The organism is Rubrobacter aplysinae (genome assembly GCF_001029505.1).
In the GTDB taxonomy this organism is placed as follows: domain Bacteria; phylum Actinomycetota; class Rubrobacteria; order Rubrobacterales; family Rubrobacteraceae; genus Rubrobacter_A; species Rubrobacter_A aplysinae.
In genome coordinates, this window is the sequence record NZ_LEKH01000016.1 from 43,378 (window position 1) to 55,906 (window position 12,529).

General features: G+C 63.9%; 17 protein-coding genes and 1 tRNA gene. 11 read left to right on the forward strand and 7 right to left on the reverse strand.

What is annotated here, in order from left to right; all coding sequences use genetic code 11:
* Positions 1-56: 56 nt before the first annotated feature.
* Both ABD53_RS13155 and ABD53_RS13160 read left to right on the forward strand, forming a co-directional pair.
* On the forward strand, positions 57-1,109 hold the full coding sequence (locus tag ABD53_RS13155) for a DNA topoisomerase IB (RefSeq protein WP_047866270.1): 1,053 nt from the start codon (positions 57-59) through the stop codon (positions 1,107-1,109).
* Between the two features lie 25 nt (positions 1,110-1,134).
* Positions 1,135-1,626 (forward strand): DUF4385 domain-containing protein, encoded by a 492-nt coding sequence (locus ABD53_RS13160; RefSeq protein WP_047866271.1) that lies wholly within the window; start codon positions 1,135-1,137, stop codon positions 1,624-1,626.
* Between the two features lie 11 nt (positions 1,627-1,637).
* On the opposite strand, the gene ABD53_RS13165 is transcribed toward ABD53_RS13160, so the two are convergent.
* Positions 1,638-1,710, reverse strand: a tRNA-Ala gene (locus tag ABD53_RS13165).
* 396 nt (positions 1,711-2,106) lie between these two features.
* On the reverse strand, positions 2,107-2,448 hold the full coding sequence (locus ABD53_RS13170; RefSeq protein ID WP_047866272.1) for a hypothetical protein: 342 nt from the start codon (positions 2,446-2,448) through the stop codon (positions 2,107-2,109).
* A 248-nt stretch (positions 2,449-2,696) separates the two neighbouring features.
* Here ABD53_RS13170 and ABD53_RS13175 point away from each other — a divergent pair, with 248 nt between their 5' ends.
* Positions 2,697-3,080 (forward strand): matrixin family metalloprotease, encoded by a 384-nt coding sequence (locus ABD53_RS13175; RefSeq protein WP_152670776.1) that lies wholly within the window; start codon positions 2,697-2,699, stop codon positions 3,078-3,080.
* Between the two features lie 231 nt (positions 3,081-3,311).
* Positions 3,312-3,566 (forward strand): hypothetical protein, encoded by a 255-nt coding sequence (locus tag ABD53_RS13180; protein ID WP_047866274.1) that lies wholly within the window; start codon positions 3,312-3,314, stop codon positions 3,564-3,566.
* Positions 3,567-3,678: 112 nt separating this feature from the next.
* Here ABD53_RS13180 and ABD53_RS13185 read toward each other — a convergent pair whose 3' ends face one another.
* The 4 genes from ABD53_RS13185 to ABD53_RS13200 all read right to left on the reverse strand — a co-directional run bounded on the left by ABD53_RS13185 (position 3,679) and on the right by ABD53_RS13200 (position 6,761).
* Complete coding sequence (locus tag ABD53_RS13185) at positions 3,679-4,482, reverse strand: formate/nitrite transporter family protein (protein WP_053058064.1); 804 nt, start codon at positions 4,480-4,482, stop codon at positions 3,679-3,681.
* A gap of 144 nt (positions 4,483-4,626) precedes the next feature.
* A complete protein-coding gene (locus ABD53_RS13190) occupies positions 4,627-5,076 on the reverse strand; it encodes an Hsp20/alpha crystallin family protein (RefSeq protein WP_047866275.1) in 450 nt (149 codons plus the stop codon).
* 99 nt (positions 5,077-5,175) lie between these two features.
* On the reverse strand, positions 5,176-5,391 hold the full coding sequence (locus tag ABD53_RS13195) for a hypothetical protein (RefSeq protein ID WP_047866276.1): 216 nt from the start codon (positions 5,389-5,391) through the stop codon (positions 5,176-5,178).
* Between the two features lie 89 nt (positions 5,392-5,480).
* The gene (locus tag ABD53_RS13200) at positions 5,481-6,761 is read right to left on the reverse strand and encodes an AI-2E family transporter (protein ID WP_047866277.1); all 1,281 of its coding nucleotides are present in this window, start codon (positions 6,759-6,761) and stop codon (positions 5,481-5,483) included.
* A gap of 205 nt (positions 6,762-6,966) precedes the next feature.
* Between ABD53_RS13200 and ABD53_RS16145 the strand changes: the two genes are divergently transcribed.
* From ABD53_RS16145 to ABD53_RS13230, 6 genes are all read left to right on the forward strand, one after another.
* Entirely contained in the window at positions 6,967-7,725 is a 759-nt protein-coding gene (locus ABD53_RS16145) for a helix-turn-helix domain-containing protein (RefSeq protein ID WP_053058065.1), read from the forward strand.
* Between the two features lie 391 nt (positions 7,726-8,116).
* Positions 8,117-8,488 (forward strand): hypothetical protein, encoded by a 372-nt coding sequence (locus tag ABD53_RS13210; RefSeq protein ID WP_047866278.1) that lies wholly within the window; start codon positions 8,117-8,119, stop codon positions 8,486-8,488.
* A gap of 134 nt (positions 8,489-8,622) precedes the next feature.
* Positions 8,623-9,012, forward strand: a complete 390-nt coding sequence (locus tag ABD53_RS13215; protein WP_047866279.1) for a DUF2267 domain-containing protein — start codon at positions 8,623-8,625, stop codon at positions 9,010-9,012.
* Positions 9,013-9,254: 242 nt separating this feature from the next.
* On the forward strand, positions 9,255-10,067 hold the full coding sequence (locus ABD53_RS13220; RefSeq protein ID WP_152670777.1) for a hypothetical protein: 813 nt from the start codon (positions 9,255-9,257) through the stop codon (positions 10,065-10,067).
* Between the two features lie 51 nt (positions 10,068-10,118).
* Entirely contained in the window at positions 10,119-10,439 is a 321-nt protein-coding gene (locus ABD53_RS13225; protein WP_160309695.1) for a hypothetical protein, read from the forward strand.
* An 89-nt stretch (positions 10,440-10,528) separates the two neighbouring features.
* Entirely contained in the window at positions 10,529-10,834 is a 306-nt protein-coding gene (locus tag ABD53_RS13230) for a hypothetical protein (protein WP_047866282.1), read from the forward strand.
* A gap of 138 nt (positions 10,835-10,972) precedes the next feature.
* Here the strand turns inward: ABD53_RS13230 and ABD53_RS13235 are convergent, their stop codons facing one another.
* Complete coding sequence (locus ABD53_RS13235) at positions 10,973-11,686, reverse strand: DUF3105 domain-containing protein (protein ID WP_053058066.1); 714 nt, start codon at positions 11,684-11,686, stop codon at positions 10,973-10,975.
* 610 nt (positions 11,687-12,296) lie between these two features.
* Between ABD53_RS13235 and ABD53_RS16675 the strand changes: the two genes are divergently transcribed.
* A partial coding sequence (locus tag ABD53_RS16675; protein ID WP_152670778.1) for an aldehyde dehydrogenase family protein occupies positions 12,297-12,529 on the forward strand: 233 nt, incomplete at its 3' end.

Below are 12,529 nucleotides of genomic sequence, written 5' to 3' on the forward strand. Positions count from 1 at the left end.
CAGGACATGCGGGACGGGCGGTGCAAACGGTTTGCGGAAGGAGCACGGAAGCGAGGATGGCGCAGAAAGCGCAGAAGGCGGGGGAACACGTGCTCTTCCGCACTGGTATCCGGCGGCTCGGCACCAAGGAGAGTGGTTTCTTCTACCGCTACGTCCAGATGAACGAGACCGTGCGTGACGGGCGGACCCTGGAGCGCATACAGGGTCTGAAGGTCCCCCCGGCCTGGCGGCAGGCCCGGATAGCGAAGAGCCCCGGCGCCAGGGTGCAGGCCGTCGGCTACGACACGAGCGGCAGGCTACAGTATCAGTACAGCGCCAGCTACCGGGAGCAGAAAGAGCGGGAGAAGTTCGAGCGGGTGCTACGCTTCGCCGACGCCCTGCCCGGGATGCGACAGACCACCAGCGCCCACCTCCGCCGCGAGGGGCCGGACCGGGAGAAGGTGCTGGCCGCGATGACGCGGCTCATGAACGTGGCCTACTTCCGGGTCGGGGACGAGCGCTACGCCAAGAATGGCACCTATGGCATCGCGACCCTGCGCGAGCGTCATCTCACCATAGACGGAGACACCATAATCTTCGAGTACTCCGGCAAGTGGGGCCGGGTCCGGCGTCAGGCCGTGACCGACCGGCGTCTGAGGACCGTCGTCGAGGAGTGCGTGGCCCTGCCCGGCAACGAGGTCTTCAAGTACCGCACTGGAGAAGGGGAGGTCCGGGACGTGAAGTCCAGGGACCTCAGCGCCTATGTAAAGCGGGTCGTGGGCGAGGAGTTCTCGCCAAAGGATTTTCGCACCTGGGCGGGCACCCTGGTCGCCGCCGTAAAGCTCTCCGAGCTCGGGGCCGCCGAGGACGAGAAGGCGGCCCAGAAGAACGTGCTCGCCGCGGTCGACGAGGCCGCAGAGAGACTCGGCAACACCCGCGACATCGCCCGGGCTTCCTACGTGAGCCCGCGCCTCATAGACCACTACCTCGAAGGCTCCGTGATAGCGCGCGGTGCCGACCGGGTGGAGGAGGTCATAGCCGCCGAGCAGGAGGGGCTTACGGAAGAAGAGGAGGCCCTGCTCGGGCTGCTCGGCGGCCGTCTGCGCCGGGAGCTGGAAGAGGCGGCATAGAGGACCCGGAGGATGGAGGTTTGGAGTGGGCGTCGAGGGTGAGTTCGACTACGGGCTGGACTTCGAGAACACGGATTTCCGGAAGAGGCCGGAGCTCTACAAGACGGGTAGAGGCGAGCAGGGCGTCCTCCTCGTGGAGCCCTACAAGTCCGAGATCCTCCCGCACTGGCGCTTCAAGACCCCCGGGATAGCCCGTGAATCTTCGGAGAAGATATACGCCATATTCCTTGAGTACCGGGAAGCCGGTGACTTCGTCGGTATGGACATGGCTCGCAAGTTTCTACAGATGGGCTACACCCGGGCCCGGCGCTACGCGAACCACCGCTCGGGCCGCAAGTACGAGGAGGAGTCTAAAAAGGTAAGACCCCAGGACGAGGGTGCCCTGGACGGTGAGAAGGCCGCGGCGGCTCGCATCTTCTACGAGAAGTACGTGCTCGCCCGGGACGACGAGTACTACGCGGGTCGGCGTAGAAACTGGGCGGAGAGGGAGAAGTCCGGCGAGGACCCTACGGAATAACCGGCCTGAAGTGGACCCGGGGGGACTCGAACCCCCGGCCTCCGCCATGCGAAGGCGGCGCTCTCCCAACTGAGCTACGGGCCCTGGTACCTGCCAGCGCCTCGCAATCCTAACAGCCGGTCATCGAAATTCAAGCGGTTAGAGCCGGGCCGCCGGTGGCGGCTGTTGGCCGTGTCGTGCTCCCCACCCTCGCGAACTGCCGGTCCTGCGCACCTTCCCGGTGCCGGAAAGGTGAAGGGGCGGGGAGGCCTGATCCAGCCGTGCCTATAGCCGCTTTTCGGCGCCTCATGGAGAGCCTTTTCGAAGCCCGCTCCTACCGTAGCCGATCCAGCCCGAGCCTATGCAACCAAAGACGCCCCCCGGGAGCTAAGAGGGGGGAGTCGCTGGCTTGCTCAACCCGCTCCCGGGCCAGAGTCGTATTTCACGGCAATGGTCGTACATTGTAGGAGAAAGGTTCTGACACCTGGGCCAGGATCAGGGCTACCGGTTTTTCTCTGGGCTCTCTAACTTGCGTCCATTCCGGGCCCCACGGCGCGCGTCCCGCCGGGCTTTACGTCTGGCGCGCTGCTCGTCGCGCCGGGGCACCGTCATCCGGGAGACCGGCCAGGGCTTGCCGTCGGCGAGGCGATTGTCCCAGCGGGCCGCCCGGAACTCCTCCTCCCCGGCGACCAGGATCACGATCTCCCCCGTCTCGGCGGTGATCGGCTCGGAGACCGCCCTGTAGCCCACGCGCCACTCTTCGTTTTCGAGTAGCAGTACCCTCTGGCCCGGGTCCGGGACCTTGGGCTTCTTGTCGAACATCGTGCGCAGGAACGAGATCATCGGTCACAAAGTTATCATCAAAGCTCCCGCTCTCAAAGCCCTTGCGGGTAGAACTTCTCCAGACCCTTCATATAGGGCGTAGCCGCAAGATGAATAACTCTGAATAACTCTGAATAACTCGCTATCCGGTACGGGCCGCTGGCGATCGGAACCCGATTAATATATGGTTCCCGACTGTAGTAATAGTCGTTCCGTGCCACCGGTGCTCCGGCAGGCGCGGGAGAGCGAGACCAGGAGGGGGAAAATTAATGGAAAGGTGGATGGGCCGTGACGCCCGTGCCGTCCGTGCCGTGAGGGTCTGCATCGTGGGTCTTTGCATGGCTCTCGTGGTGGCATTGACGGTGGGTAAAGCCGAGGCGAGCACCGGCTCGGCCGGGATCGATAGCGACGGGTACGTGCCGGTGGTCTACTCCTGCTTCGGTGGAGGCTCGGTCGGTACCTATAACTGGTTCTCCGACGGGTACCAGACTTATGGCAAGGTGATCGTCAACCAGTGCCTGTTGAATAACCTGGGCGCCGGACCACAGGATTTCGCGCGGGTCGTCGCACACGAGATGGGGCACTCCAGGGGCCTGCTGCACAGCGCCTACTCTTCCATCATGAACCCCGTGATCTTCATCACCGGGCTGTAGCATAGGGAGGGTAAGGAGGCTTTTCCGCCTCCTGCTCGAAATCTCCGTTCGATCCGGGAGCCGGTCCGGGAACTTCTGGATGCCGGGTGAATCCGCCGGATATCCTGGCCGGCTCTCACGGAGGAGCGCGCCAAGACACGCGAGCCTGGAGGCCAGGCCCTCGTAGTAGAATCTCTATAATCTCTGTAAGTAAGGGCTATGCTTGGCCCGCGGTCAGACTCGGGGGGTGCTATGGGCAGAAAGGGCGTGGGGGAGCTACAGGGGCTTACGGCGCAGGAAATCTGGGACGCCCACTTCAGAAACGAGCTGGAGGAGGAAAGCGAGACGGAGACGGTCTGGCAGGCGGCGGGGTTCCTGGCCGAGAGGGGCTACGACGTCTGGGAGTATCGCGAGACCGGGAGCAGAGGAACCGTCTGGCAGGATGGCCTGAGCAAGCTCTGGCTCGTGGACCACACGACGGAAGATATAAACGAGCTGGGCGAGTAGGCTGGCCCTTCTCCCGCTCTGCTGAGCAACCTTGTTTACCCCGGCTCGTCGTCTCTGATAGAGCCTCACGTAGACCGTAAACGGGAGAGCCTATCTAGCCTATCCGGTCTCTCTACTCGTCCGCGCCCTCCGAGGCCGTAACCTTCGATAGGCGGGTGGTTACCTTGGAGCCCGCGACCTGCCCGTAGTTCAGCAGGGTTACCAGCACGAGGCCGCCTACTATGTTACCGATCGTCGTGGGCAGCATGAAGCCGCCGAGGTACTCCGCGACGCTCACGTCGCCCGAGAAGACCCCCATCAGCACCGCCGAAGAGCCCGCGATGCAGTGAGTCAGCCCTGCCGCCGGTATTAGCGCCGAGAGCGCCGAGACGAAGAAGATCTGGGAGATCGTGTCCTGGGAGGCCGCCACGAGCCAGGCTATCAACGCCACCAGCCAGCCCCCGAAGACGGCCTTCACGCCGGTTGTCCAGAAGCCGTAGGCGTTTTTGCTCGAGACGTATTCCAGCAGGTACTCCATGCCGCCCGAGCTGAGGAGCTTCCCGTAGTACGCGACCACCGCGAACACGAGGGTGCCTAGGACGTTGAAGATAAATACAATGGCCCACAGCCTGAGCATGTTCGGCAGCCGCCGGGACTGGGCCAGTACCACCGTTACCGGCGTTACGGTGTTCTCGGTAAAGAGCTGCGACCTGCCGAGGATGACGATCAGGAACCCCAGTGGATACACGGCGTATGCCGCGAGGCCCACCCCGCCCGTCAGGGAGGCGACGATGGCGAGGGCGACCGTGGCGAAAGAGACGTTGAGACCCGCAGCAAAACCGCTAACCGCCAGACCGGCGCTCGCCCGATCCAACTCGTTCTTGCCGTCCTGTATGACGGTCTCTAGTATCTGCTGCGCCGATTTCGAGGCGGCCATGCGAACCCGGTCTCTCTAAAAGGTGGTGTTTACCGCATCATCTCACTACACAGCTCCGCACCGTGTAGCACCGCTTATCGTGCCGGATGCGCCGGATGTGCTGGATTTGCTGGCGTGCCTCGTGGTCGGGGCCGCCGGAGAGTCCTAGCTCTGGTTGTTCCCAACCTTGACGCTTTGTGGCTCGGAGAGCGTGGCGTAATCCCGGACCGAGATCTCAAGTACCCCGTTCTCCAGGGAAGTCTCGACGCCGTCCGCCCGCACACCATGCGGCAGCGTCACGCTCCTCCTGAAGTAGCCGAAGCGGCGCTCCCGGGCGTAGTACTCCCCGCTAGTGTCGCGCGAGCTCTTCTGCCCGGATATCGTGAGAATACCATCCGACAGCGAGAGGTCTATGCCGTCCTCCCTGACTCCGGGAAGGTCGACCAGCATCACCAGGTCCGAGCCTTCCGAGACCACGTCCAACTCCGGTGTCCAGGCGTCGGCGTGGCCCCGCTCTTTCTGTACCTCCCCCGGATGGGGACCGCTCATCCAGTTCTCCACGGCCCGGTTGTTCTCGCTTATGCTGTCGAAGAATCCTCTAAACGGGTTCGTCATGCCTCAACTCCTTCCGTGCAAGGCTTTGAGCGCCCGCACTAGCGTCCGCCGCGCAGGGGGAAGCGGGCTTCCGCCTCCCCCGTACAGCCTGGCTAGAGCCTAGCGCTGGCCCAGGAGGGACTTCGCCCTCTGCGCCCTCTCGGCGTCCTGCTGCTGGGACTCCCGGAAGAACTGCGCCAGCTCGGTGTCGCCTTCCTTCTCGGCGTCGTCTATGTACTGGGCGTACGTGTAGCCGCCCTCGGCCGCGCGATTGAGCACGCTGATGAGGTTGTATACCCGATCGCTGAGGCCGGTGTTATCGGTTCCGCCAACCATGTTTCCTCCTTACGAGGTTTGCTTACGAAACCAAGAGTACCCTAGAGTGCGCTTCATTAAACCAAAGTGCTCTAAAATTCTTTTCGGCATCATTCCCGGCGGTCTCGTCCGCTTTGCCCGCCGATCTCGCCACGGCGGTCTCCCGGGAAGGTCGGCGCAGGCTCGGAACCGGTCTCCGGGGGGCGCTCGGGGCCGCCGTCGCGGGCTTGCGGGGGAGTCTGCGGCGTGCCCCGGTCCCCTCTCCCGGCCGGTGTGCCGGCCTTCGAGACCGGGGGTTTACGCCACGGCTCGAAGAGCAAGGTCTGTCTCAGGTAGCCGAGGGCGGCGGAGATTATGGCTATGGCGGGCAGGGCGAAGAGGGCTCCGACGATGCCGTAGAGGGTGGAGGCGGCCATCACGCCGAAGAGCACCCAAAGGGGATGGACGTTCACGGAGTCGCCGATCACCTTCGGGACGAGGATGTTGCCCTCTATCTGCTGGGCCACGAGAAAGAGGGCGGCCACCACGAGGGCCTGGACCGGGCTCACGAGCAACGCCACCGCGACCGCCGGCACGGCCCCGAGGAATGCCCCGATCACGGGTATAAACTCCATGAGCCCGACCCAGAGGCCGAGCGCTATGGCGTAGCTTCCGATGGTGAACTGCACTATCGCCCACCCTATGACCCCCATGAGCAGGCACAGGAGGAGCTGACCCTTGATGAACTTGACGAAACGCTGCTCGACCACCTCCAGCATCTGTACGGTCTGGTCGCGCACGGTCTCCGGCAGCGCCCAGAGCGCCGCGCCCGTCACCCTCTCGCGGTCCACGAGCAGGTAGATGGAGATGATCGCGAGCAGGAAAAGGTTGAATACCGTGCCGAACACGCCGCCGACGAAGCCGGTGAGCGCCCTGGAGACGGTCTGCCCGGAGGGCGCCGCCTTCTGGGCGCGGCTCATCAAGGACTGGCGGTCGAGGCTGCCGATCTGATCCCCGAGGTACGGGATGGACCGGGCGCGGTCCACGAGCTGCGTGGCGCCGTCCACCAGGATCTGGGGGTTGCTGAAGAGGCTCTGTATCTGCCGGACCGCCGGCACGACCAGTGCCAGCCCCGCCACGCCGAGCACCGTCCCCAGTACGGCGAAGACCCCGAGCACCGCCACGACCCTCGGTACCCTCCGGCCCTCCAGCCGCTTCACGACCGGGTTGAGCACGTAGGCCAGTATCGCCGCCGCGAGGAAGATCAAGAGCACCCCCACGAGCTGGCGCACCAGCACCACGAGCAGCAATATGCCGACGGCGAGTGCTATGTACTGCACGTAGTCGGCGATGACCAGCCTGCGCGGACCATCCTCTTCGTACCTCTCGTGCCTCTCGGACCTCTCGGGCATTACCTTCCTCTCGTAAAGTCCCTGCCGTTCGCGCCGGTGTTCAGTCCCTGCCGTTCGCGCCGGTGTTGCCTCTTACCCAAAAGTGCGCTAGAGTACACTAAAATACTCTCAAGAGCTTAGTCGTAATCGTTTTGTCGTATATCCGTAGGTCGTGGCAGGCGGCGGGAAGGTGGATCGCGTGGACCGGGCTGCCAGAGGGGGCGCATTGCGGGGCGCATTATCGGAGAGCAAGGAGATACTGGAGGTGGGGGAGGTCGCCGCTTACCTGGGGGTCGGAAACGTCACGGTACACCGCTGGTGCCGGGACGGCCGGCTGCCGTGCTTCAAGGCCGGGCGACTGTGGCGTATCCGGCGCGGGGCGCTGGAGGAGTTCATGGAGCGTGGCGAGCAGCCCGAGACGCTGGCCGGCAGGCTGAGGTCTTTTATCGAGGTGCCGGACAACGTGCTCGGCATCGCCCAGAGCGTGGACCTGATGCACCGGCTGGATGCGGCGTTTTTCAAGGTCGGTGAGGCCCGTGGCGGGGTCTTGATCAAGTACCACGCCGGTGCCTCGGGGACCGGCCTCGAGCGGCTGAAGTCCTCTCTCGAACGGCACGGCTTCGAGGCCCGGAGGCTGGAGGGAGAGGGGCGGTTCCGGATGCTGGCGGACGTGTCCAAGCCGGGGCAGCGGGCCGAGGAGCTCCAGCGGCTCGCCTCTGAAGAGCCCGTGGACGGACGCTCGGTCTGGGCCGCCTTCAACTGGGAGGAGCGGCTGAGCCTGGACGCCTCGCTGGAGCAGCAGAGGTCGCTTACCAGGTTCGTCGAGGGTAGCTCGGTGGTGGTCAAGACCAGCGTGCTCGAGGAGGCGCTCGGGGAGTGGCCGGACGGTGGTGACCGCCGGGCCCAGCTCCAGCATTCTGGCTCCATATGGCTCTCCGAGGAGGGGATGTCCCTGAGCCGTACCAGCCCCACGCCCCCGGATTAGGGGGTTAGGGGAGCAGGCTCTGATCAGATTTTTCGGGAGATACGGTAGGCTCGGGAAAGGCGCGGGAGCCGGGCCGTAGCCAGAGAGGGTTTCGTTAGAGGGTTACCGGGAAAAGATGAGCCGGTAGACGGATGAGACTCCTTCACTCTCGGATACGCCTGGACCGTGAGCGGCCTCGTGGCCGGTGGATCTCGCTCTCCGACGAGGGTGCGGGGCTTGGCGGCGTCCGAGGCCCCGGCCTGGAGTCGGGTGTCCTCCCGGAGAGCGGTCGGGTTGCGATAGGCCGTCTCCCCGGTCCCGGCGTACCCCGGCGGGGGTCTCTCTGGTGGTGAAAAGACGTTGCTACAACGTGGCATAGAGGCTGAAAGACGATAAGAGAAAGGATGAAGAGATGTCAGAAGCGCAGATAAGTACCCAGGACCTCGACAGTACGCTCACGAACCTCGGAAACGGGGTAAGAGAGCTGGTGCTGGATAGGGCTATAGCTGAAGTTTCCGGCTGGCAGCGTAAGCTGGAAGCCTCCGGCGAGGAGGATCTCGTGGACATATCGCGGGATCTTCTCCAGCTCCGTGAGGAGCTTGACAAGGGTGTCGGCGACGGCGGACTGGATACCGGAGCCGTAGGCGAGCTGCTCAACAAGCTCGGCTCCAAGGTCCAGGCCGTGGCGGATAAAAGGGGCACCTCGGCCGGTCCCGGCGTAGAGGAGAAGCTCAAGGCCCTCGGCGGCCTGCTCTCCAACGAGGCGGCCTCCATCTCCAGCTAGCGAGACCGCGCAAGACCACGCGAGGCCGCCACGGAGTGCGCGGCGGAGTGCGGTCTTGCGCCGTGGCGCGGGGAAAGTAGAGCTACGGCCTAAATACCAGAGCTAAGAGTGCAGAGACGAGAAAAGGAGCGGACGTGCAGTATCAGGAGTTTGTGAATCGGGTAAACGAGCAGATACAGACCCGGGCCCCGGGCGACGCCGAGCTCGCCATCCAGGCAACGCTGTCCACCCTCGGCGAGCGCATAAGCGGCGGAGAGGCGGAGAACCTCGCGGCCCAGTTGCCCGCCGAGCTACAGACACAGCTAGAGTCCGGTAATCAGTCGGAGGAGGCCGAGCCCTTCTCACTGGACGAGTTCTACCTGAGGGTCGCCGAGCGGGAAGGGGTCTCCTCGCCGGACGCGGCCGTGGAGCACGCTAGCACGGTGATGGAGCAGCTCACGCGGGCGGTGACCGGCGGCGAGCTCGCGGACATCCAGCGCCAGCTCCCGGAGGAGTTCGAGCCGCTCTTCAACAAGCGGAGCTAACGGAGCTAAAACGCGGAGCCAGGAGCCCCTCGGGGTAGGAACTTACGCGCATTTCCCGTACAGTCCCTTACAGGAGCCTTTACCGGGAGTGGGAGCAAACTGGGCCAGTATGCGGCTCTCCGAGCTCGATAAGCTCTCGATAAGAGAGCCGGGCAAGGAAGATCAGGCAAGAGTAGATAGAAGCGCAGAAGATAGAACCGCAGAGCAAAGAAGAGCAGAAGAAGAGCAGAGGAAGAACCACATTGAGCGTAATGACCATCACCCAGATAGCCTCCACCGTCTCCAGCATTCTGGTGGGCTTCATCTTCGCCTACCTGTACTGGCGGCTCGTGAAGCTCCAGAGATACACCATAGACGAGCAGCGGGAGCAGAGGATCTCCGGCGGGCGGCCCCAGATCATCGTCGAGGCCGATTACCGGAGGCTGCCGGAGATAGACCTCGTCGTGCGCAACGTCGGCGGCGGTCCGGCGAAGAACATAGGCTTCGACTTTTCGGCGAACATAAAGAGCTCGACCGGGTTCGTCCTGACCGACCTCTTCTACCTCAGGGACGGCATGGACTTCCTTGCGCCGGGCGGGGAGATCCGGTGCCTCTGGGACGACATGCACTCTCTCGAGGAGACGCTCAAGGAGGAAGGCCTCCAGCACGGTATCCGGGTAAGGACCTTCTACGAGGGCATGAACGGGGATGACTACGACGAGAGCTACGGCATAAACCCGCTCCTCTACCAGGGCATCCGCAACGCCACCCGCCGGGACATGGACGATCTCGTCGAGGTCCTGGAAGAGCGGCTGCCGGGCGGCACGGGCGACCAGTCCCCGGACAGCGCGGAGGAGTTCGAGCAGCAGCGGGACGAAGGAGAGCACTCAGACCAAGAAGACCAAGAAGGTCAAGAGGGGCAAGACGGTCAGGAGCAGCAGCCGGACGGTGAGCAGAGGCCCCAGGGCCGAAAAGAAGGGCATGACGGGAGCAGTACATACGGCTCCTGGGCCGCCCGCACCACGCCGGACTGGGCCTCTTCCGACGCCGCCTCCGAACCCACTAACAATCAGTAAAGCATCAGTAAACGATCAGCCAAGCCCAGGGTACCTGGAGTAGAAGGAGAGATGGCGATGGCACTTACGGAGTTCAGCGAGCACCAGACACAGCAGATGCTACAGGCGGTTCGCGGTTGGCTGGGCCGTCAGCAGGAGGCACAGGGAGGCCAGTCGTCGGGGGGCGGCTACGTGAAGCTAGACGCTGACACCGTAGAGAGCCTGGGGAGCGACTTCGGCCTCGACAAGCCCTCTTCCCACAGGCTGCTAATAGACCTGGTGGAAGAAGGCTATCTGGACGCGGAGTGTCATACCTCAGGCTCGGAGGTGACCCCGCTGCGCCACGCGGAGGTAAGAGGGCTGACCGACAAGGCCGCCGGAGAGCTCTCCTAGCCCGAGAGCCCGGTAGGTACACCCGGTTTCATCCGGGCCATTCGCATCATCCACGCTATTCACGTCCGTTTACAGGGAGGAGGCCGCTAATGGCCGACCGGAGCAAGAGGGAGCGGAAGTTGATCTCGCTCATGATCAACGACTTTGAGGCCGCCGAGCTTAGTGAGGCGCGGATGAGCGAGCTGACCTCCGAGGTCGAAAACCTCTCCGACGAGGAGCTCGGGGACATGCTAACCACCCGGCTCGGGCTGTCCGGCGCGAGCAGCGAGGCGGAGCTAGACGAGGCCCTGGATAACGTATCGGAGCCGGAGTTGATCTCCGGTTCCGGGCTGGACGACTTTACGCGCGCACCGGACATGAGCCACGAGCCACGCCCGGAGGAGCGCGAAGGATAAGGATCACCCGGCCCGGGGCGCGTGTAGACGGCCGATCAAACCTCCCGTAAAGTCCCACAAAGCTCGACAAAGTCCCGGAAAGAGCCCGGCAGCACAGATAAGCCCACTCCGTCAGGATGTGCCACCGCCAGGGAATGTTCAGACTGGGCTTCCCGTGCCTCCGGAGCAGCCGTTACCGGAGAGCGGAGCCGTCTGGCTAATACGGAACTGCTCGACGAATTGATCGAGTCGGGGGTCGCCAGCCTCTTCGAGACGGAGTTGGTTTCTCCAGGCGGTCACGGTCACCGGGGCGGGCTGATCCGGATACGGGCTTACGAGCACATACTCCTCGTCCGAGTAAGAGCGCAGGGTATCCACCTGCCGCTGCGGGAGATCCGGCCCGTAGGTGATCCAGACCGCGCCGTGATCCAGGCTGTGGACCGCGTTCTCGTCCCGCACCGGCTCCGGATAGAACCCGCAGTTCTGCCACAGCGGGCCGTGGTCTCCGTTGGTCGGCGGCGTCCGCTCGTAGTCCACCTCGCCCTCGACGAGGCCGTTCGTCGTTGCCGGATACGTCTTTACGCCTTCCGGCGGGTTCTCCGGTGGCGGCTGTGCCGGGTCTGGCTCTCCGCCGCCCGCCGGCAGCATGCTCGAGTTCTCCTCCGGACCGACGGTCGCCTCCGCCGGTGTTAGCCCGCTTTCAGAGGCTCCAGAGGCCTTAGAGGCCCGCTCCTCTCCGCTTTTCGAGGTCGCCGCGGTGCCGTTCGTAGTCTCGAAATCGGCCTCCCCCGAGCCCCCGCCACAGGATGCGGACAGCACCACGAGGGCGAGCATGAGAAAGACCGCCGGGATACGGGTTTTCGTGCTCTCCACGCTCTCCTACTCTCCAGTGTTTCCCGTGGTTGAACGTCGCCGGAGCCGGTTCCGGGCGGGAACTGCTTCCGGATACTGTGCCGTATAATTGAGCCTAAATGAATTTAACAGCTTACCGTTTGCCGAAATAGTGCGTCGTATTACTTTGTGCTGGACTGTGGTCTGCCTCCCCGATGTGAGCGGAAGCTCTTGGGTGGGGCCCTGCGTATAACGCGTCCAGGAGACGCTCGTCTCCTTCGCGGGTTTCACGAGAACGTCCCCGGCATCCAGACCGTAACGTCCGGCGGCGCGCTTCGCGTGTATTCGCGTGTAGGAGAACCCGGAGCACGCCCCGGCGTAGAGACCGCTGCGGAAGATGAACCTCTCCTCGATACCGTTTCTATACCGACTTGCCCGGCATCCCTGGCATCTGCAACAATGCCGGGAGCTTCAAGGAGCCGGGGCTCCAGGAGGAGAGGGTGGGTATGGTCCCCTACGAAAACGTACGAAAAACTCCCGGCGCTTCCCGGGGTTCGCGTGGGAATGGGGAACGCTTGCAGGCTGGGGTAGAGGATCGCGGGTAAGGTCCACGGACATCACCCGGACGGCGCGAGACGAATAAGGAGGAGAGATGAGAGAGGTCAGGAATCTCATAGGGGGAGAGTGGGAGGATGGAAATGGCTCTTCAGCCCAAGACACAGAGTCAACGGAGCCGGTTTACGACCCGGCAACCGGCGAGGTCATAGCAAGTACCCCGCTCTCTAGCAGGGAAGAGCTAGACCGGGCGGTTAGCGCCGCGGGGGAGGCCTTCAGGGCGTGGTCGGCAACCCCGGTGGTGGATAGGGCCAGGGTACTATTTCGCTA

Bases quoted from the DNA above. Each gene is read 5' to 3' on its own strand.
- ABD53_RS13180 (WP_047866274.1), top strand. From the start codon at position 3,312: ATGGGCAGAAAGGGCGTGGGGGAGCTACAGGGGCTTACGGCGCAGGAA.
- ABD53_RS13155 (WP_047866270.1), top strand. From the start codon at position 57: ATGGCGCAGAAAGCGCAGAAGGCGGGGGAACACGTGCTCTTCCGCACT.
- ABD53_RS13200 (WP_047866277.1), bottom strand. From the start codon at position 6,761: ATGCCCGAGAGGTCCGAGAGGCACGAGAGGTACGAAGAGGATGGTCCG.
- ABD53_RS13230 (WP_047866282.1), top strand. From the start codon at position 10,529: ATGGCCGACCGGAGCAAGAGGGAGCGGAAGTTGATCTCGCTCATGATC.
- ABD53_RS13210 (WP_047866278.1), top strand. From the start codon at position 8,117: ATGTCAGAAGCGCAGATAAGTACCCAGGACCTCGACAGTACGCTCACG.
- ABD53_RS13190 (WP_047866275.1), bottom strand. From the start codon at position 5,076: ATGACGAACCCGTTTAGAGGATTCTTCGACAGCATAAGCGAGAACAAC.
- ABD53_RS13170 (WP_047866272.1), bottom strand. From the start codon at position 2,448: ATGATCTCGTTCCTGCGCACGATGTTCGACAAGAAGCCCAAGGTCCCG.
- ABD53_RS13195 (WP_047866276.1), bottom strand. From the start codon at position 5,391: ATGGTTGGCGGAACCGATAACACCGGCCTCAGCGATCGGGTATACAAC.
- ABD53_RS13225 (WP_160309695.1), top strand. From the start codon at position 10,119: ATGGCGATGGCACTTACGGAGTTCAGCGAGCACCAGACACAGCAGATG.
- ABD53_RS13185 (WP_053058064.1), bottom strand. From the start codon at position 4,482: ATGGCCGCCTCGAAATCGGCGCAGCAGATACTAGAGACCGTCATACAG.
- ABD53_RS13175 (WP_152670776.1), top strand. From the start codon at position 2,697: ATGGAAAGGTGGATGGGCCGTGACGCCCGTGCCGTCCGTGCCGTGAGG.